We start from the raw sequence: 18,267 nt of genomic DNA, 5'->3' as shown, positions 1-18,267 counted from the left end.
CAAACCGGACATTGCGAGCGTCACCCCCGCTTTGAGCGATCGCTCTAAATCGCGAGGACGGGAGTTCAACGAAGGGGGCGCGTCCGACAGGCTGGCCTGTTTCCTCGCGTTATGCATTATGGAATTCTAAATTATCCGGGCATCAATCTGAGTTTTGAGTTGAAGACGAGCGTCGCACTCTCCTTCGGGTCGTTTACACTGGTGCCCGCCGAGCGCATGCTACTGCAGGGCGATCAAAGATTGAAGATCGGCAGCCGTGCGCTGGACATCCTCATCGTCCTGGCGTCGCGGCCCGGCGAAGTCATCTCTAAGGATGAATTCGTCTCGCTGGTCTGGCGGAACACGTTCGTCGAAGAAAACAACCTGCGCGTTCACATCGCATCGCTCCGCAGGATTCTCGGCGAAAGCAGCGACGCTCCGCAATACATCTCCAACATCCCCGGCCGGGGCTACAGCTTTGTGGCCGCCGTCTCTCATAAGGCGGCCCCTGTCAGTCTAGAGGGGCAGCCGGCCTTTGGCGGCAAGCCGTCGGTACCCCGTCTTGCGAACCGAGTTATCGGCAGGGAGGCGGTTATTGATCTGCTGGAGCGACAGATGCCGAAGCAAAGGCTGCTTACGGTCGTAGGACCAGGTGGTATTGGAAAGACGACGGTGGCAATCGCGCTTGCGGACCGTCTCAAAGACCAGTATCCGGGCGGGACCGCATTTGTGGATCTCGCTGGGATTTCGAACGGAGAACTGCTCACCGGGTCGATTGCCGCCAAGGCAGGCTGTGTGCTCTCGTCGTCTGATCCTCTTGCCGAGCTTGCCAGACAGCTCAACCACCGCTCGATGCTGCTCATCCTGGATTGTTGCGAACATCTGATCGACGAGGTTGCGGTGGTCGCGGAAACCCTGATCGCCGAGACGCAGCAGTTGACCATCCTTGCGACCAGCAGGGAACCGCTTCGTATCCCAGCCGAATGGGTTCTTCGCCTGCCACCCCTGGACTGTCCAGGCACCAACGAAGCGCTCGACGGCCCGGCTGCGCTGCGTTTTCCGGCAGTCCAGCTTTTCGTCGAACGCGTTTCAGCCAGCGTCGGCGGCTATTTCCTAAGCAACGCCGAAGCGCCGATCGTGGGCGAGATTTGCTGCAGGCTCGACGGCATCGTGCTTGCCATCGAGCTGGCCGCCGGGCGTGTGGACACCTTGGGCATTGCAGGCGTCGCGGAATCGTTGCGGAACAATTTCGACATCCTGACGCGCGGACGGCGCACGGCGCTTCCACGCCACCAGACGCTGCGCGCGACGTTGGACTGGAGCTATACGCTGCTCTCGTCGACACAACAGTTCGTCCTTGCCCAGCTATCGCTGTTCAACCAGGAATTCACGCTCGAATCGGCGCGCGCCGTTGTATCGGGCGAAGGGGCGGTCGATGTGGAAGGCAGTATCGTTGACCTCATCGCGAAATCGCTGGTGGTCGCCGACCGCAGCGCCCATCCCATCCGCTACCGCCTGCTCGACATGACGCGCGCCTATGCGGCGAAGAAGCTTTCGGCATCCGGCTTCGAGAACGAGGCGTCATACAGGCATGCGACCCACTACCGCACGCATTTCGACGATGCCGCGCGACAGTGGCAGGTCGCGCAGGAGCCGGTATCCCCGGAAATCTACAGCCGCGACATCGGCAATCTGCGGGCGGCCCTCGACTGGTGCTTTTCGCCAGCAGGCGAGAGCGCGATGGGCGTTGCGATGACGATCGCGGCGATCCCATTGTGGTATCAGCTGTCGCTCGTCGACGAATGCCTGTCGCGTGTCCAGCAAGCGCTGGACTGGCTTGAAAAGCAGCCGGAAGCCGACAAACGGAGTCTGATGCAGCTGCATGCGGCATTGGGTTTTCCGCATATGCGCGCGATTTCGGGCCGACCCAGCGGCGCTGAGGCGTGGACGCGCGCGCTCGAGATCGCCCGCAATGTTGACGACGTGGACTTCCAGTTGCGTGCCCTCTGGGCACTCTGGGTGGATCGAACCAACAGCGGCGAACCCCGCGCCGGGCTCGAGATGGCAGAAGCCTTTCGCATACTGTCGGAGCGGTCGACCGACGACGCCGATCGGCTTATTGGCGAGAGGATGAAGGCCAGGTCGCTGCACCTGCTTGGCGACCAGGCCGGTGCGGAGGACCATGTGCGGCGCATGTTGGCCGCCTATAAAGCGCCGGCTAACAGAGCACACCTTGCGCGCTTTCAATATGAACAGCGCATTACCGCTCGCATTACGTTCGCGCGTGTGCTGTGGCTTCGCGGCAAGACAGACGAAGCTCTGCGCGAGATAGACGATCTTATCGAAACAGCGATTGCCGCAGGCCACAATCTCACGCTTTGCCACGCGCTTTCGGACGCGGCCTGTCCGGTGTCGCTGATGGCGGGTGATCTGGCACGCGCCGAACGCTACACCGAAATGCTGCATCGACGCACGAGAGATCATGCGCTCGATGTCTGGCATGCCTATGCGGAGTGCTTCGAGGGCGACATCCTGATCCGGAGTGGCGAGGCGGCGACAGGCGTCACCCTCGTTCGCGAAGCTCTCGACCGGTTGGATCGCGCGGGATTCTATCTCTATCAAACGGTCTTCCAGTCAATCCTCGCCTCCGGGTTAACGAGGCTTGGCCGTGAACCGGAAGCCATGGCTTTGCTGGATGGCGCACTGTCGCGATGTCAAGTTAGCGGCGAGGCTTGGTATTGTGCTGAGCTGATTCGCCAGAAGGCCACGATCTTGGCCGGGCAATCCTCCCGCCGGCCCGACGCCCGGGCGCTCTTTGAGCGCGCGAGGACGATTGCCCGTGATCAGGGAGCCACAATCCTGGAGCGACGTTCAGCCGACAGTCTTGCCGCGCTAAACAGGCACGTTAGCACCGTTTAGCATCGATTTACTGGTTTACACTGCTCTCCTGCGCGACTGTTTCGGCACAGAACGAAGCACACACTGTGCCCAGGAACAGAGCGATGAACTCAACCCGCATTACCTCCTTTCGTCGAACGGTCGTGGCCGACCTGACCCGCACCGCACTGCTCTCTGTTCTGACAACTGCTGTACTGGCCACAACTCCGGTTCAGCAAAATCAGGCAGCGGCATGCGGTGCCGCTTGCGTAGAGACGCAGACGCTCGATGTTGGCGGCATCGCCTACCCGCGTGAGTTCCGCGAGGAGGTCATCCGCTTCTTGGGCGATGAGACGCGGCCATGAGCGCCTTCCTATTCTCCGCTTCTTTCACCCGTCGCGACGTGCTTGCGGCAGGCATGGCCAGCGCCGCAGCGACGCTACTGCCGGCGAACCCAACCCAGGCGCTCTCAGTGGAAGCTGCCACCCAAACCAGAAAAGGAAAACAGACCATGGGCTTCATCACCACCAAGGACGGCACCGAGATCTTCTACAAGGATTGGGGGGCGGGCCAGCCGATCGTCTTCCATCACGGCTGGCCGCTCAGCGCCGACGACTGGGACAATCAGATGCTGTTCTTCCTGGAAAATGGCTACCGTGTCATTGCGCATGATCGCCGGGGCCACGGCCGCTCGACCCAGACCGCCACGGGAAACGAGATGGACACCTATGCCGCCGATGTCGCGGAGCTGGCCGAGGCGCTGGACCTCAAGGAAGCCGTCCACATCGGTCATTCGACCGGCGGCGGCGAGGTCGCGCACTATGTGGCGCGCGCCGAACCGGGGCGGGTTGCCAAGGCGGTGCTCATCGGGGCGGTGCCGCCAATCATGGTGAAATCGGACAAGAATCCAGGCGGCCTGCCGATCGAAGTGTTCGACGGATTCAGAGCAGCGCTTGTCGCGAACCGCGCTCAATTCTACATCGACGTTCCTTCCGGCCCCTTCTACGGCTTCAACCGGCCAGGCGCGAAGATTTCGCAGGGTCTCATCGAGAACTGGTGGCGGCAGGGCATGATGGGCGGCGCGAAGGCGCACTACGACTGCATCAAGGCCTTCTCCGAGACAGACTTCACCGAGGATCTCAAGGAGATCGACGTTACGGTGCTGGTCATGCACGGCGATGACGACCAGGTCGTTCCTTACGCGGATTCCGCGCCGCTTTCCGTCAAGCTGCTCAAGCGTGGCACGCTGAAGACCTATGAGGGTCTGCCGCACGGCCTGTGCGCTACGCATCCCGAGATCGTAAACCCCGACCTGCTCGCCTTCATCAAAGGTTAGCTGGCAGCGGAAGCGGAGACTTGCCGTGAATTCAACCAGCACGTCGACCTACCGACGCTCGTCCTGCACGGAGACGACGATCAGATCGTCCCGATCGCGGATTCGGCGCTGCTGTCGGCGAAGCTGATAGGTGATCAAAGGTGCACCGCACGGTTTATGCACCACACACAAAGACGAGGTGAACGCGGAGCTCCTCGCCTTCATACGCAAAACGGCTGACTACCCGCATCCTCCCCCACAGGCCGTTGACTGCGCTACGCGGGCAACCGCGTGCCCGCGCAGCGCCTTTCCTCAACAATCCCGGCAGCCGCCGGACAAAGGAGATCAAATGTTCACTTTCAATACCCGCCGCACCGCGCTGGTGTTCGCTGCTGCACTGCTTTCCTCGAGCCCAATGCCGATGATGGTCAATGCCCCTGTAAGCGCCGCCGCTGAGACCGTGGACTCGACCACCCATTACCACACCGTCAAGATCAGTGGCGTCGACGTTTTCTATCGTGAGGCAGGGCCGGCTAACGCGCCGGTTGTGCTTCTGCTTCACGGCTTCCCGACCTCTTCACACATGTTTCGCAATCTGATCCCGGCGCTTGCCGACCGCTATCACGTGATCGCGCCCGACTACCCGGGATTTGGCGAGAGCGCGGCACCTGATCACACCAAATTCGCGTACACCTTCGCTCACTACACCGATCTGGTGGATGGCTTGCTGGGGCGACTCGGCGCGAACAACTACGCGATGTACGTCATGGATTATGGCGCTCCGGTCGGATACCGGCTCGCGCTCAAACATCCGGAACGGGTAACCGCCTTGATCGTGCAAAACGGCAACGCTTACGAGGAGGGCCTGAAGGAATTCTGGGATCCGATCAAGGCCTATTGGGCGGACGGTTCGGCCGCGCATCGGAAGGCGCTGAGTTTCCTTGTCACGCCTGCCATCACGAAATTCCAATACACGGACGGCGTAGCCGACGTTTCCCGGATCGACCCGGACAATTGGGGACATGACCAGGTCCTGCTCGACCGTCCCGGCAACAAGGACATTCAGCTCGATCTCTTCCACGACTATGGCAGCAACGTTCCACTCTACCCGAAATTCCAGGCATTTTTCCGCGAGCGCAAGCCGCCGATGCTGATCGTATGGGGCAAGAACGACAAAATCTTCCCCGCTGATGGCGCCGGCCCATATCTTCGTGATTTGCCAGGAGCCGAGCTTCATTTGCTGGACACCGGGCATTTCGCGCTCGAAGACAAGCTGGACGAGATGGTTCCGCTTATCCGGGACTTCCTGGACCGCAAGGTGGTTACTAACTGAGCCGGCGTCAGCCGCGATCTGAGCGCTGGCGGCGTTACGGCCGCCAGCGGATGGCCGGAAAACGCCCGCCAGAATTTACTTTCGCCTCGCGGCTTTTGCCTGTGCTGCCTGGCCGCCTCCGGGCGCTCGATGGGTGTGCTCCGTCGAAACCTGAGCGCCGTCAATGAGGTTCGCCCGCCAGCCGCAGGCGCGGACCATACCGTCTCTCTTCATCGCCGCCGCGGCCAACTTGGATCAGGAGATTTCGTGATGAGCAAGCTCAACGGAAAAGTCGCAGTGATCACCGGTGCAACGAGTGGCATCGGTTTGGCCGCGGCAAAACGGTTTGCGGCGGAAGGCGCCCGTGTATTTATGACCGGCCGACGAAAAAAGGAACTCGATGCGGCCGTCAACGAAGTTGGCAATGATTCGCGAGGCATTCAGGGTGACATAGCGAACCTAGCCGATCTCGACCGCCTTTTTGAGATCGTGAAGGATGAGGCCGGCGCCATCGACATCCTATTCGCCAACGCGGGTGGCGGCGAATTTTCCCTCTTGGCGCTATTACGGAAGAGCATTTCGACAGAACCTTTGGAGTCAACGTAAAAGGCACGCTCTTCACAGTCCAGAAGGCGCTGCCGCTTCTCCGTGACGATAGCTCGATCATCCTTACTGGATCGACCGCTGCGACCACTGGCACGCCTGGGTTCAGCGTGTACGGCGCCAGCAAGGCAGCAATCCGCAACTTCGCGCGCAGTTGGATACTCGATCTGGCCGGCCGAGGGATCCGCGTCAACATACTTGTTCCCGGCGCGACCTCTACTGCCGGCTGGCACGAGCTCGCGCCATCCGAGGAGGCACACAAAGAGATGATCCGGTTCGTGTCGACAAGAACGCCGTTAGGGCGTCTCGCTGACCCCGACGAAACCGCAAGCGCGGCCCTCTTCCTTGCTTCCAGCGACAGCAGCTTCGTCACGGGAAGCGAGCTGTTTGTGGATGGCGGCTCCGCGCAGATCTAGATTTCAGGTTACGTCGTGGGGACCGTGACACAACCGCTTGCCAATCGGAACACTGACTGAAAAGAGAAAGATCATGCCTGAACAACGCCCGCCGCTGCCGCCATTCACCCGCGAAACCGCCATCCAGAAGGTTCGCAGTGCAGAAGATGGCTGGAACAGCTGCAATCCCGAACGCGTTTCGCTCGCCTATACTGTTGACAGCTATTGGCGCAATCGCTCGACTTTTGTGCAGGGACGCGATGCTATCGTCGCCTTCCTGACCGGCAAGTGGGTGCGTGAACTGAATTATCGGCTGATCAAGGAACTTTGGGCCTTCACGGACAACCGCATCGCCGTTCGCTTCGCCTATGAATATCACGACGATTCCGGCAACTGGTTCCGTGCCTATGGCAATGAGAATTGGGAATTCGACGAAAACGGCCTGATGCAAAAGCGCTTTGCCTGCATCAATGATTTGCCAATTCAGGAATCAGAACGCGAATTGTTCTGGGACCGTTCCGGACCACGTCCGGCCGATCATCCGGGCCTGTCGGATTTAGGATTGTAATCGTCGGAGAAGGTTCGAACTTTATTCCGGTTCTTGCCGAGATCCTCCGCGAACATGGCTTCGAAGGCGCGAGCCGCCATCCGCCAGAAGAACGGACTCGGGGAAATCTCGAAGTTGGCCCCACGGATCTGCCAAATCGTCCGGGTTCTCGTGCCATCTAGCACACCATCTAGCGGCTCGCAGGGAGCAATGAATGGCCCACAAATTCGCCGAAATCGGGTTCACTGACGCAGTGAAATCCGTGCAGCAAACGATGGGCAGCCGCAGCGCTTATGCACGCCGTGAAGTCGGTTCCACCGGCAACGTCGCCACGGACAGCCGTATTTCGCTGCTGCTGATCGACTCTCCGAACAGGCGCCGTCTCAAGATCTTCGGTCGAATGCATGTGATCGGTACCCAAGATGATGCGGCGCTCGCGGCAAGGCTGACACTCGCCGACTATGCTTCGGCGGTCGAGCGCGTGATGCTGATCAAGGTCGAGGCCTTCGACTGGAACTGCCCGCAACACATACCCCCGGCTTTACCGAAAACGATATTGCGGCAGCTTTCGCCACTCACCGGGAGTGTAGACGGATGCGGGACAAATCGCAGACATCGGAAGCGCCGATATTCGGCGTAGTTCATTGCGCTGCCGGTCTTCATTCTGCACGGCACGGCGGACAAGGGGACGAAGCCGGCCGGCAGCCAATTGTTTTCGACATTGTGGGCTCGTCCGACAAGACGCTCAAGCTCTATCCCTCCCACTTTAACGACCTGCTGAACGATCTTGGCCGCGCAACGGTCATGTCGGATGTGCTGGCATGGATCGAGGCGCGTTTGCCGGTCGAGCAAACCTCTGCCGCAGCAGGTTGACGGTTCACAAGGCTCACGGGTGGAGTAAAGCAACGTGTTTCCGGAAGCGCCAATTCGCATTGCTGTCATGCTCAGTCCCGCGTCCGGCGACGGTTGTGTTGAGTTCTCTCGGTTCCTTGCCGTCTACTACGCGCTTCTGGATGCCGGCGCTGAAATGCTGCTTGCGTCGGTATCAGGAGGCTATCCCTGGCCGACGCGGCCCAAACGACCCGACGGGGAAGGCAGCGAACTGGCGGCGCGGTTTCGAAGCGACCGGCATGCTCGCGATGATCTGGCAAACACGCTTACCTTTGGCCAAGTCTTCATCGAGGATTTTCATGGTGGCTTCTGCGTCGGTTTGCCGGGCTCAATCTGGAGCAGCAACGATGACGGCTTGGCGGGGTCGCTGATCGGTCGATTTCTGCAGGCCGGCAAACCGGTTGCAGTCCTCCCAAGCCTGTTCGACATCCAACCGAAAGGTGCGGGTGGCGGCCTGCTTATAATCGGCGATGGCGATTGGCCGCCGTCGCGGGCCGTTCATGCGCTCTTGGCTTCGGTTCCGAGGCTATCTGAGAAAGAGAGGACTCTCCCGTGACGCTCCACAGACGCAGTTTTCTTCGCGGTGCAGCAAGGTCCGCTTTCAGGCGGTCGCAAAGCTGGTCTCTACGGCCGAGATGAGGCGCGAAGCACACCTAGACTAGCGTCGGTCGGTGCCCAACACGATCCGCGACGCAGCGCGTGCCCCATACCCGCCGATTGCGTACCTCGGCCCTGCACCTATTCTGCACCTAGACGACTATGGCAGCCATTCGCTCTCGCAAAGGCCTTACGCCAAATAATTGATTTTACTGTGCAAACGGTTCGCCGCGACACTCCGTCGCATGGTAGACAAACCCCTTTTTGAGAGTCGCGCGTACCACAGGCAAGGCCGCGCTACCGCGTTACGCTCGAGACGCTGCAGAGCATGTTCCTTCGAGCATGAAGGTCAGACCGCTGAACATGCGCTTGATAGTGACCGGCCGGTCGAGACCGGCGCGGCATCGATCTGGCGCCCGTGCTATTCGAGTTGATCCTGTGGGCCGCCCAGCATGAAGAGACCGCCGCCCCCGCCGGAGGCGGTCTTCGCGATGGAGCGTGACCGAGTCGGCTATATCGCGACCATCCGCCAAGCTTGGGCGGAATCGGCCGCGTGGGCCGATGGGTCCCGAACACATCGACGAGCGTGAAGTGGTGGCTTATGCCCCGCCATCCCGGCCATGTTTGCGAAATCCTGCCCTTTCGCAGAGGCAGTCGTAATAGAGCTCGATATGGTCGAGCTGTGGTTTCTCGCCTGGCAGCGACCGCCAGCGATGAACGGAGAGCCCGATCGGGATATCGGCGAGCGTGAAATCGGGACCGCAGATAAAGCCGCCCGATTTGGCGAGTTCGCCATCGACGATTGCGACCATGCGCGAGAATGCAGCAATCGACCGTTCGATCTCGGCGGGATCCTGATGCTCTGGATTCTTTCGCACCAGCCCTTGGAAGGCGACTCGCCAACTATTGTTGAAATCCGACACCTGCCAATCCATCCACATCTCAACACGAGCGCGCGCGGCCGGGTCGCCGGGCAGCAAGTCGTACCGATCTCGGCTCGCTGCGAGATAGCGGATAATCGCGTTCGATTCCCAGACGATTGTCCCCGCGTCGTCGATCACCGGCACCATCGCGACGGGATTGAGCGCCCGAAACAACGGTTCGCTTATCGACCGGTGAGATCCACCCCAATCCTCAGGTTCGAATGCGAGGTCGAGCTCGGCGCATGCCCAGAGCACCTTGCGGACATTGATCGAGCCCGCATAGCCATAGATTCTCAGCATCGGATGTCCGCCCGGCCTTCGAGATAGAAGGCGCAGGAACCCTCGAGCTCCACGCGGTCGCCGAGGACGCGGCATAGCAGCTCGCCACCGCGAGCCGAGGCCTGGAAGGCGCGCAAGCTCGTCTTGCCGAGCCGGGCCGCCCAGTAGGGCGCAAGTGCGCAGTGCGCGCCGCCAGTGACCGGGTCCTCGGGAATGCCCTTGGCGGGTGCGAAATAGCGGCTGACACAGTCATAGCCGTCGTCGCCCGGCGCGGTAAGAATCAGGCCGCCCCGGTCGAGCCGTGCAATCGCGGCGAGATCGGGCGCCAGTTGCCGAACGTGATCCGCAGTTTCCAGCAGCGCCAGATAGTTGAACTGATCTACGAGCACCTCGACCGGAAACCGCCCAAGTGCGGCGGCCATCGTGTCAGGAATCGTCGTCTGTATCATCGGCCGGGCTGGAAAGTTCATCACATAACCCGTTTCCGCGCGGGAGACGGTGAGCGGGCCGCTTGCCGAATGGAAAATCACCGAGCGGCGCTCGGGCGCGAGTCGCTCCATGACAACCGCAGCGCTCGCGAGCGTGGCATGCCCGCACAGCGGCACCTCCACCGTCGGCGTGAACCAGCGCAAGTGAAAGTCCGGGCCGTCCGGCACGAGAAAGGCCGTCTCGGCGAGGTTATTCTCACCGGCGATCGCCTGCAGATGCTCATCAGCTGCGAAGGCGTCGAGGACCATCACGGCGGCCGGATTACCGGCGAAGCGGCGGCTGGCAAAGGCATCGACTTGGTATAGCGGGACGAACATATCTGCTCCACACATTGAGATCATAACAATCGTCCGATTGACTAGAGAGTCAATTCTATTAATGTCCCTATGACAATATGAGGCAATCATGATGACCCGCTGGAGCCCGGTACTCGATCGCTCGGATGCAGCGCCGCTCTATCGTCAGCTCGTCGATGCGATGGCGGCGGATATCGCGAACGGTCGCCTCCCTGCCGACGCGAGGCTTCCGCCGCATCGCGAGCTCGCCCATGCGCTCTCGATCAGTATCGGCGCCGTCACGCGCGCCTATGGCGAAGCGACCGAGCGCGGGCTTATTGCGGGTCATGTTGGACGCGGCACCTTCGTCATCGACCGGTCGCCGGCAACCACCGACACGGGACCTATCGACCTCACCATCAATCTTGCGCCGATCAATGCGGACGACGCCGTGCTCGAGGCTCTGAGCGCGCTGCGCCGGCGGCCAGCGTTGGTCGACCGGTTGGGCTATCAGTCGACTTGCGGGCTTAACCGCGACAGGCAGGCAGCCGCCGCCTGGCTCACCCGGACAGCCAATCTTCAGCGCATGGAATGGCAAACGGTGATCTGCTGCTCGGGCGCGCAGAATGCGATGGCGATCGCGCTAACGGCGCTCTGCGCACCTGGCGATCCGGTCTTGTGCGAAGCCGCGACCTTCCCTGGGGCGAAGGCGCTGGCTAGCCAGTTGGGCCATCCCCTCCGCGGCGTGGAGATGGATGCCGAAGGCGCAACCCCGCAAGCGCTGGACAGGGCCGCCGCAGAAACCGGCGCGCGCCTGTTCTACACGTTGCCGACGCTGCAGAACCCGACTGCACGGACGATGGGACTGGAACGGCGCGCCGAAATCGTCCGGGTGGCGCGCGCACGCGGGCTCTGGCTCATCGAGGATGATGTCTATGCGCCCTATGCGCGCCATCTCGACGTGCCGCCGCTCGCGGCGCTCGCGCCCGAGCGCACGATTTATGTCAGTTCCTTGTCGAAGATCGTCTCACCGGGGCTTCGTGCCGGGTTCCTCGTCGCGCCAACAGGCGAGGTGTTCGACCGCTGCGCGCGGGCGATGCGGGCGTTGATGCATTCGCCGGCGGGGATCAACAGTGCGGTAACGACGCAGTTGATCGAGAGCGGCCGCGCTGACGAGATTGCAAGCGCAGCCATGGCCGAAACGCGTGTGCGGACGACGCGCGCGCTCGCGGTGCTTGGCGATGTGATCGAAAAACCGCGATCGGACGCCAGCCTGCATGTGTGGCTGCCGATGCCGGAGATCAATGCTGAGCGTGCAGCCGCTCGCGCGTCTTACGCTGGCATCCGGCTCACTTCACCAGCGGCATTCGCCGTTGCGAACGGCGCCGTGGAGAGCGGCCTGCGTCTATGTGTCGGCAGTGTGGCTAGTGGCCTGGTGCTCGAGCGCGCGCTGATCGTGCTCAGGGGCATTTTGATGGATGAGCACGCCGATCACGAGCACGGCGTAATCTGAGCTCGCCGCGTCGCCAATGAGCGGCGCCGACAAGTGGAGGACCTTAAGGTAGAACTTGTGGAGCTGGACATGTTGCTCGGCCTCTTCGAGCCCCAGCAGCAATTGATCCTCGGGAAGCGTCTCAGCTCTTCGACCGAAGCGGTGACGTTGCAATTCCTTGATGATCTGGACCAGGCGGGCGTTCTCGACGTCGCGTGCCAGGATCATCGCCTTCAGCGCGTCCGGATCGTCGGGAAGCTGGTCTGCAGTCGTTGCCATCACCGGCCCGCACAGCGGAATCCAGGCTGATTCACTTCGTCGCGGGTCAGCCTGCCTGGGCTGGAACGCGGGTCCGGCGCGCCTCGTGGACCCGCCGCCAGTCCAGCCCTTCCAATAGCGCCGACAGTTGCGCGGCCGTCAGCCGCATCATGCCGTCATGCACTTTCGGCCAGCGGAACTCCCCATCCTCCAGACGCTTGGCAAGACATTCTGCGAATCGAACCCAAGAGCGCAGCTCGGTTCATCCGCGATCATCAGCAGTTCAAGCAACCCCCACCCTGCGGTCACCTCGCTGGCGTCCACAAGCCGGGCAAGGAAAATGGCGTATCGGCGGGTAATCTTGACCCGACCGCCAGGCTTTCTCGGTATCAATGACGACGCAATCTTGGTGCACCCTGTCCAAGCGAGAGGTGTTCATGACGGTGTAAGGTTGAATGTGACTGCCGAGTGGTCGCTAAAGCCATGGCTACGAAATTGATCGTCAAACACCGAATCGATCAGCGATAAAGTCGATGAAGCTTCGCAGCTTCGGCGACATGTAGTGGTCCCGAAGATAGACGATCTGCATGGGCCGGCTCGGGAGTTCATAGTTCGGCAACAACCGGATCAGGCGGCCGGCGGTGACATCTTCGGCTAGCAGAACTTCCGGCTGCATGACGACGCCGAGACCGTTCAGGGCTGCGACCCGTATCGCCTGACCATTGTTCACCTGGATCATGCCGGAAACGCGAACACGTGAGGTTCCCTCCTCGCCGATCATGCGCCAGGCCGATTCGGCGGAATAACGGAACGCTACACAACGATGGCCCGCAAGGTCCGCGGGGCGGTGCGGCTCACCGTGTTTCGCGATGTAATCCGGCGAGGCGCAGATCATCATCCGATAAGGCATCAGCGGCCGGGCAATCAAACCGGAGTCCGGGAGGGAGCCGATGCGAATCGCTGCCTCGACACCTTCCTCGATCAGATCGACAGTGCGATCGCACAAAGTGATGTCGAGTTCAACTTCAGGATAGCGCGCGGTGTAGTCCCCCAGCACGGGCATCAGGCCCTCCGCGCCAAACGAGACCGGAGCAGTCACGCGCAACCGTCCGCGCGGGACGATATGGTTGGCGAGTGCGTGGGCGTCCACTTCGGCGACCAGCCGGAGGATTTCCAGACAGCGTTCATAATAGACCCGACCAAAATCGGTGAGGCTCTGGCGGCGGGTCGTCCGGTTGACGAGACTCGTGCCCAATCGCTTTTCGAGTGCGTGTAGATGGTTGCCAACCATGGTCGGCGACATGCCGGACGCGGAGGCCGCCGCAGTTAGGTTTCCCTTTTCGACGATCTGCACGAAAACGGACATGCTGCCGTATAGATCCATTAAACAGTCCTGCTTCGTAGTGTTCTCATAATTGGCGATATTATAATGGCTTGATGATTAATCTATTTGTCCATTCAACGGAATGCCTCTCGGCGAGGCCTTCCTGGAGCTGAAGAGGCGCATCGCTCTTGAATGGAGACATCGACACATGAGAACGACAGGCGAAACCGAAACGGCAGGCATGAAGCGGTTCGTGTCCAAGATCGCGATCGTAACGGGCGGCGGAACTGGCATGGGCAAGGCGGCGGCGCTGCGGCTTGGCCGGGAGGGCGCCAATGTTGTCGTTGCGGGGCGCCGGATAGGAGAACTCAATGCCGTCGTTGACGAGGTCGTCTCGCAGGGCGGGAAGGCGCTGGCGACACCGGCCGATGATTCCGTTCCCGAGCAGGCCGAGGCGCTTGTCGATAAGGCGCTCGAACCCTTCGGCAGCCTGGATGTCATCTGGAACAATGCCGGTGTGCTGGGCGCCTTCATGCCGGCGCACAAATTGCCGTTCGATGAATTCGACAGGCTGATGTCGATCAACCTTCGCGGCGTGTTCGCCTGCCTAAAATACGAGATCGCGGCGATGCTGGATCGCGGCGTTCATGGCGCCATCATCAACACGTCGTCGTGGAGCGCGCATGGCTCGATGCACGGCATTGCAGCCTGTGCCGCGAGCAAAGGCGCGCTCGACGCGATGGCACGAACGGTGGCCGTAGAGGTCGGAGACCGGAATATCCGCATCAACAATGTCAGCCCGGCATCATCGCGACGCAATGTGCCGGGCGGCGCTCGGCAACGACGACGCGATGCGGCCGTTCGCGCTACACACACCTGTACGACGTGTTGGTGAATCCAGGGATGTCGCCGATGTCGTCCCCTGGCTGTTGTCCAGCGATGCGCGCTTCGTGACAGGACAAAGCATTCTGGTGGAGGGCGGCTACACGCTTGGAGGCCAGCGTCCTTGGCTGAACAAGGCGATCACTCAGCACGCTTAATCGTTTGTCGCTCGCATCAGGCGCCACGTTGGCGGGTTGCCTGTCAATCAAGAAACAAGACGCAGCCTGTTCTGCGAACACACCTGACGTCGGCATGGAGCCGCACGGCACGCACCCAAGAGAGACTCATGAAAGCCATTGAACTCACTGAACCTTCGCTTGATGCATTTCGCCCGGTTGTTCTGCCTGATCCCGTGCCAGGTCCGGGTGAGGTACTGATTCGGCTGCGCGCCGCCACGCTGAACTATCTGGATATCGCCATCGCCATCGGCAACTTTCTGGTTCCCCGTTTTCCACTGATCCCGGTGGCCGATGGCGCTGGCGAGGTGGCGGTGGTCGGCACAAATGTCTCCGCCTTCAAGGCCGGGGATCGCGTCATTCCGCATTTCATGCCGCGCTGGCAGGGTGGTCCGATCTCGCCCGCCAATGTCGCCGGCATGCGCGGCATTTCTCTCCCCGGCTCGCTGGCCGAATATGTGGTGATGCCCGAGACCGGCATTGTGGCCTTACCGTCTCATCTGGATTTCGCTCAAGGCGCGGCCCTGCCGATTGCCGGCACGACGGCCTGGAACGCGGTCCGCTCGGCGGAGCTTCGACCAGGTTCGACTGTGGTCATCCTTGGCACGGGCGGCGTCAGCATCTTTGCGCTGCAATTCGCCAAGGCGTCGGGCGCGACAGCGATAGTTACCTCATCGTCCGACGAAAAGCTGGAGCGGGCGAAGCAGCTTGGCGCTGACCTTCTCGTCAACTACCGTTCGACACCGGAATGGGATGACCAAGTGCTGCGACTCACCGATGGACGCGGCGCGGATCTCGTTGTCGATACGGTAGGCGAAGCGACATTCGCCCGGTCCCTGAAAGCGGCAGCCTTCGGCGGCACAGTGTTCACCGTCGGTTTTCTTACGGGTACTGCCGCATCCATTGATCTGTTCTCGATCATCGGCAAGGCGCTCAAGGTCGTGGGCAACAATACCGGCTCCGTTGCCGATCTTGCCGAGGCCGCACGCGCCATCACCGCGCAGCGCATCGTGCCGGTTCTCGGCCAGACGTTCGACGTCGCCGAAACCAGCGTTGCCTTTTCCAGACTTGCGGCGGGAGGCCAGCATTTCGGCAAGATCGCAATAGTGCAATAGCCGGATTGTCAGGTCATCGGTGTCCGCATGCCGGTGTCCGGCCTCAACATGGGACAACAGACATAGGAGATCTGGGTATGCCACGAAATCCGCGATCATTCACAAGGTCGAAAGCGATCGAGGACACCTACGGATTTGCATGTGAAGGGGCGCGCGTTGCCCAGGTTCGGGAGCTGAGTATGCTCCTCAGCGACAGGTATCCGCCCCACGCGCCTACTAGCCCGAGGAACACTGAAAGCAGCGCTACAATAGCTTTTGGCGGCTGGGACTCGATTGCTGCCAGCCCTCGAAACATATCCAAGTCCCGTATGTCGCGATCAAAATGCACCCGACAAGGTTTACGGCAATTCCTATGCGGGCGAGCCGGAATACGACAGTTTGGTCTCTCGGCCACGGGCATTTACAACTGTACGTGGCGAAATGCCGAGGGTGCTTGTCGCCAAACTCGGCCAGGATGGGCACGACTGCGGCGCCAAGGTAATCGCATTGGGACATCTGCTTCGACGACGTCATCGGGCCGTTCTTCCAGACGTCGGACGAGGCGGCAACTCTTTCATCTCGCCGACAGAGTGCGCTCGAGTGCTCCAGCGAACTTCAGAATATTGTTTTCGCCTTCGTGGCGTCCGACAATCTGAAGGCTCGGAGACAGAGACGCGGCATCGACGTTGATAGGCATCGCAAGCGCAGGATGTCCGGTGTGATCGAAAAGGCATGTCTGTCTGACCAGTGCCATCCTAAAGTCGTAAGACTTGTCCGAGACTATCAGTTCTTTCGCATCGCGTCGCGGACGTGACACCGAGAGCGTCGGCGTCAGTATGACATCGACCTCCTCCAACAGGCGATTGACCTGGCTGGCAAATCGAACCCTCTTCTCAGATGCATTGACATAATCACCCACCGGCGCGCCTCGAAGAGCCGCAGCAAACCAGCTTTGGGCAATCGTCGGGTAGCTCCCAATATGATCCTTGAAATTGGCGTAGTGGTACGCGGCTCCCTCCACAAAGAAGATGCGTCCGTGCATCTCGGAAATCTCGTTCGAGACGCCGACCGTCCGGCCGCACAGCTTCTCATGAGCGGTGGCGTGAATAAGCTCGTGCATGAGGTCTGCAAGTAGGGCTCGTCGGCGACAAGCGCCAATAAACTCAGTGTGAAAGTCCCATTTCACACTGTCGGCTTTTCCATGGATTCTGACGTCAACTTTTGGGGCGATTGCGGACCGGCCGTCTTAGGCGGGGATACAGGAGAGCGGACATTCAGGTCGTCGCGAACATCGTCGTGGCCTGAACCAGTGCTGTAAGATGACCTGCGATACGAAAGTCTCGACAGGTGGAATGTTGCCACTCAGTCATCGGTCCCGCGATTTTTCATTTGGCCAAGGATGGCTGCTGTCCTGTTGGACGCGTAATGCTAAACGCGACTGTAGGTAAGAAGGCCCTCGGGTGGGGGCGACCGTATGAGGAACTCCGTCATGCACAGACTGCGGAACAAAGCTACGCTGATCACCGGCGGCACCAGCGGCATCGGGCTCGCAACAGCACGCCGCTTTCTCGAGGAAGGTGCTCGCGTTGCGATCACCGGCACCAACGAGGGCCGTCTGGAAGAAGCCCGCAAGACTCTCGGCGACAATGTGCTCATCATCGCTGCCGATGCGGGCAGCGTTGCCGCCCAGGAAGATATCGCCCGACAGCTGGGAGCGGCATTCGGCAAGCTCGATGCTGTCTTCGTCAACGCTGGCATCGTTGACTTGCGTCCGCTTGCCGACTGGAGCGAGGCGGCCTTTGACCGGAGCGTTGCCATCGATCTGAAAGGACCTTACTTCCTGGTCAAGGCCTTGGTCCCGCTCCTTTCGAATCCGGCTTCCATCATTCTCAGCGGCTCCGTCAACGCACACATGGGAATGGCTGGAACGCACGTCTATTCGTTGGCAAAAGCCGGAATGATTTCATTGGCGCGAACGCTCTCTGGTGAGCTGATAGGGCGCGGCATCCGCGCCAATGTGATCAGCCCGGGCCCGATAGACACGCCGCTCAACGACAAGCTTGGTCTGGGTCCGGCGGAAACGAAGGCTCGGGCGAACGCTGTCGTCGGGATGGTCCCGGCAGGCCGCTTTGGGACGGCCGAGGAAATTGCCAATGCGGTGGTGTTTCTGGCGTCCGACGAATGCCGTTTCATGGTCGGTTCTGAAATGCTAATCGATGGCGGCATGAACATCATGTGAGAACTCGGCCCAGCGATGGGTCTCGAACTGCGGCTCACGCCAACTCGGTAGTGGCGAGAGGGCGCCAAGGCAGATCACTTTGTGGGGCAAGGCTTCTCGAACGCCCAGTCTTTCCGGCCTGCCGATCCATCCTGCTGGGCAAGTTCGAGATTGCGCGCGAAGCTGCCATTCGCGCCAACACTGGCCTAGTCCGCAAGTGGCGCCACCACGACCTCCAGCGCCGTCGCCTGCGATGTCAGCTTTCAGGAACGGCAAAGCGGATCTGTACGGCGCAAAGCAGCCATGCCGCCGCCGCGTGTGAGACTCTGCTTCGGGTCACA

At 60.9% G+C, this 18,267-nt stretch carries 16 protein-coding genes and 4 pseudogenes; 14 read left to right on the top strand and 6 right to left on the bottom strand.

The genetic code is table 11. The annotated features are described in order from the left end of the window. The first annotated feature begins 240 nt into the window (after positions 1 to 240). The 9 genes and pseudogenes from NKI39_RS24910 (at position 241) to NKI39_RS24865 (ending at position 8,475) form a co-directional block, all read left to right on the top strand. Positions 241 to 2,898 (top strand): ATP-binding protein, encoded by a 2,658-nt coding sequence (locus tag NKI39_RS24910; RefSeq protein WP_352835104.1) that lies wholly within the window; start codon positions 241 to 243, stop codon positions 2,896 to 2,898. A gap of 83 nt (positions 2,899 to 2,981) precedes the next feature. Continuing rightward, entirely contained in the window at positions 2,982 to 3,221 is a 240-nt protein-coding gene (locus NKI39_RS24905; RefSeq protein WP_352475015.1) for a hypothetical protein, read from the top strand. Between the two features lie 146 nt (positions 3,222 to 3,367). Beyond that, entirely contained in the window at positions 3,368 to 4,192 is an 825-nt protein-coding gene (locus tag NKI39_RS24900; RefSeq protein ID WP_352835141.1) for an alpha/beta fold hydrolase, read from the top strand. 394 nt (positions 4,193 to 4,586) lie between these two features. Further along, positions 4,587 to 5,504 carry an alpha/beta fold hydrolase gene (locus NKI39_RS24890; protein WP_502896537.1) on the top strand — a complete coding sequence of 306 codons (918 nt, stop codon included), beginning with the start codon at positions 4,587 to 4,589 and terminating at the stop codon, positions 5,502 to 5,504. 249 nt (positions 5,505 to 5,753) lie between these two features. Continuing rightward, a pseudogene (locus NKI39_RS24885) lies at positions 5,754 to 6,502 on the top strand (SDR family NAD(P)-dependent oxidoreductase). 73 nt (positions 6,503 to 6,575) lie between these two features. Continuing rightward, complete coding sequence (locus tag NKI39_RS24880) at positions 6,576 to 7,049, top strand: nuclear transport factor 2 family protein (RefSeq protein ID WP_352618179.1); 474 nt, start codon at positions 6,576 to 6,578, stop codon at positions 7,047 to 7,049. A 193-nt stretch (positions 7,050 to 7,242) separates the two neighbouring features. After that, on the top strand, positions 7,243 to 7,668 hold the full coding sequence (locus NKI39_RS24875) for a hypothetical protein (protein ID WP_352835101.1): 426 nt from the start codon (positions 7,243 to 7,245) through the stop codon (positions 7,666 to 7,668). Next, complete coding sequence (locus NKI39_RS24870) at positions 7,623 to 7,901, top strand: hypothetical protein (RefSeq protein ID WP_352835098.1); 279 nt, start codon at positions 7,623 to 7,625, stop codon at positions 7,899 to 7,901. The genes NKI39_RS24875 and NKI39_RS24870 overlap by 46 nt, the downstream gene beginning before the upstream one ends. Before the next feature lie 34 nt (positions 7,902 to 7,935). Next, positions 7,936 to 8,475, top strand: a complete 540-nt coding sequence (locus NKI39_RS24865; RefSeq protein ID WP_352835095.1) for a transporter — start codon at positions 7,936 to 7,938, stop codon at positions 8,473 to 8,475. 640 nt (positions 8,476 to 9,115) lie between these two features. Here NKI39_RS24865 and NKI39_RS24860 read toward each other — a convergent pair. Next, positions 9,116 to 9,739 carry a glutathione S-transferase family protein gene (locus tag NKI39_RS24860; protein ID WP_352835093.1) on the bottom strand — a complete coding sequence of 208 codons (624 nt, stop codon included), beginning with the start codon at positions 9,737 to 9,739 and terminating at the stop codon, positions 9,116 to 9,118. After that, positions 9,733 to 10,524 (bottom strand): PhzF family phenazine biosynthesis protein, encoded by a 792-nt coding sequence (locus NKI39_RS24855; RefSeq protein ID WP_352835090.1) that lies wholly within the window; start codon positions 10,522 to 10,524, stop codon positions 9,733 to 9,735. The genes NKI39_RS24860 and NKI39_RS24855 overlap by 7 nt, the downstream gene beginning before the upstream one ends. 88 nt (positions 10,525 to 10,612) lie before the next feature. Here NKI39_RS24855 and NKI39_RS24850 point away from each other — a divergent pair, with 88 nt between their 5' ends. Continuing rightward, on the top strand, positions 10,613 to 11,995 hold the full coding sequence (locus NKI39_RS24850; protein ID WP_352835087.1) for an aminotransferase-like domain-containing protein: 1,383 nt from the start codon (positions 10,613 to 10,615) through the stop codon (positions 11,993 to 11,995). 72 nt (positions 11,996 to 12,067) lie between these two features. Here NKI39_RS24850 and NKI39_RS24845 read toward each other — a convergent pair. The 3 genes and pseudogenes from NKI39_RS24845 to NKI39_RS24835 form a co-directional block, all read right to left on the bottom strand. After that, positions 12,068 to 12,253, bottom strand: a pseudogene (locus NKI39_RS24845) (transposase domain-containing protein); the annotation flags it as partial. 46 nt (positions 12,254 to 12,299) lie between these two features. Next, the gene (tnpB, locus tag NKI39_RS24840) at positions 12,300 to 12,446 is read right to left on the bottom strand and encodes an IS66 family insertion sequence element accessory protein TnpB (protein WP_023703244.1); all 147 of its coding nucleotides are present in this window, start codon (positions 12,444 to 12,446) and stop codon (positions 12,300 to 12,302) included. Positions 12,447 to 12,734: 288 nt separating this feature from the next. Continuing rightward, entirely contained in the window at positions 12,735 to 13,616 is an 882-nt protein-coding gene (locus tag NKI39_RS24835; RefSeq protein ID WP_352835085.1) for a LysR family transcriptional regulator, read from the bottom strand. An 82-nt stretch (positions 13,617 to 13,698) separates the two neighbouring features. On the opposite strand from NKI39_RS24835, the pseudogene NKI39_RS24830 reads away from it, so the two are divergent. The 3 genes and pseudogenes from NKI39_RS24830 to NKI39_RS34340 form a co-directional block, all read left to right on the top strand. Further along, positions 13,699 to 14,596, top strand: a pseudogene (locus NKI39_RS24830) (SDR family NAD(P)-dependent oxidoreductase). Positions 14,597 to 14,724: 128 nt separating this feature from the next. Next, entirely contained in the window at positions 14,725 to 15,729 is a 1,005-nt protein-coding gene (locus NKI39_RS24825; RefSeq protein WP_352835082.1) for a zinc-dependent alcohol dehydrogenase family protein, read from the top strand. 333 nt (positions 15,730 to 16,062) lie between these two features. Next, positions 16,063 to 16,285, top strand: a pseudogene (locus NKI39_RS34340) (methylmalonyl-CoA mutase); the annotation flags it as partial. Here the strand turns inward: NKI39_RS34340 and NKI39_RS24820 are convergent. Continuing rightward, complete coding sequence (locus tag NKI39_RS24820; protein ID WP_502898604.1) at positions 16,283 to 16,750, bottom strand: amidase family protein; 468 nt, start codon at positions 16,748 to 16,750, stop codon at positions 16,283 to 16,285. The pseudogene NKI39_RS34340 and the gene NKI39_RS24820 overlap by 3 nt on opposite strands. 447 nt (positions 16,751 to 17,197) lie before the next feature. Between NKI39_RS24820 and NKI39_RS24815 the strand changes: the two genes are divergently transcribed. Beyond that, the gene (locus NKI39_RS24815) at positions 17,198 to 17,947 is read left to right on the top strand and encodes an SDR family oxidoreductase (protein ID WP_352503435.1); all 750 of its coding nucleotides are present in this window, start codon (positions 17,198 to 17,200) and stop codon (positions 17,945 to 17,947) included. Positions 17,948 to 18,267 lie beyond the last annotated feature (320 nt).

Source organism: Mesorhizobium sp. M0664 (assembly GCF_040320565.1).
Classification (GTDB): Bacteria; Pseudomonadota; Alphaproteobacteria; order Rhizobiales; family Rhizobiaceae; genus Mesorhizobium.
This window is presented reverse-complemented; position numbering and strand designations above follow the sequence as displayed.

Bases quoted from the DNA above. Each gene is read 5' to 3' on its own strand.
- NKI39_RS24905 (WP_352475015.1), top strand. From the start codon at position 2,982: ATGAACTCAACCCGCATTACCTCCTTTCGTCGAACGGTCGTGGCCGAC.
- NKI39_RS24900 (WP_352835141.1), top strand. From the start codon at position 3,368: ATGGGCTTCATCACCACCAAGGACGGCACCGAGATCTTCTACAAGGAT.
- NKI39_RS24890 (WP_502896537.1), top strand. From the start codon at position 4,587: ATGCCGATGATGGTCAATGCCCCTGTAAGCGCCGCCGCTGAGACCGTG.
- NKI39_RS24880 (WP_352618179.1), top strand. From the start codon at position 6,576: ATGCCTGAACAACGCCCGCCGCTGCCGCCATTCACCCGCGAAACCGCC.
- NKI39_RS24875 (WP_352835101.1), top strand. From the start codon at position 7,243: ATGGCCCACAAATTCGCCGAAATCGGGTTCACTGACGCAGTGAAATCC.
- NKI39_RS24870 (WP_352835098.1), top strand. From the start codon at position 7,623: ATGCGGGACAAATCGCAGACATCGGAAGCGCCGATATTCGGCGTAGTT.
- NKI39_RS24860 (WP_352835093.1), bottom strand. From the start codon at position 9,739: ATGCTGAGAATCTATGGCTATGCGGGCTCGATCAATGTCCGCAAGGTG.
- NKI39_RS24855 (WP_352835090.1), bottom strand. From the start codon at position 10,524: ATGTTCGTCCCGCTATACCAAGTCGATGCCTTTGCCAGCCGCCGCTTC.
- NKI39_RS24850 (WP_352835087.1), top strand. From the start codon at position 10,613: ATGATGACCCGCTGGAGCCCGGTACTCGATCGCTCGGATGCAGCGCCG.
- NKI39_RS24835 (WP_352835085.1), bottom strand. From the start codon at position 13,616: ATGGATCTATACGGCAGCATGTCCGTTTTCGTGCAGATCGTCGAAAAG.
- NKI39_RS24825 (WP_352835082.1), top strand. From the start codon at position 14,725: ATGAAAGCCATTGAACTCACTGAACCTTCGCTTGATGCATTTCGCCCG.
- NKI39_RS24820 (WP_502898604.1), bottom strand. From the start codon at position 16,750: ATGCACGGACGCATCTTCTTTGTGGAGGGAGCCGCGTACCACTACGCC.
- NKI39_RS24815 (WP_352503435.1), top strand. From the start codon at position 17,198: ATGCACAGACTGCGGAACAAAGCTACGCTGATCACCGGCGGCACCAGC.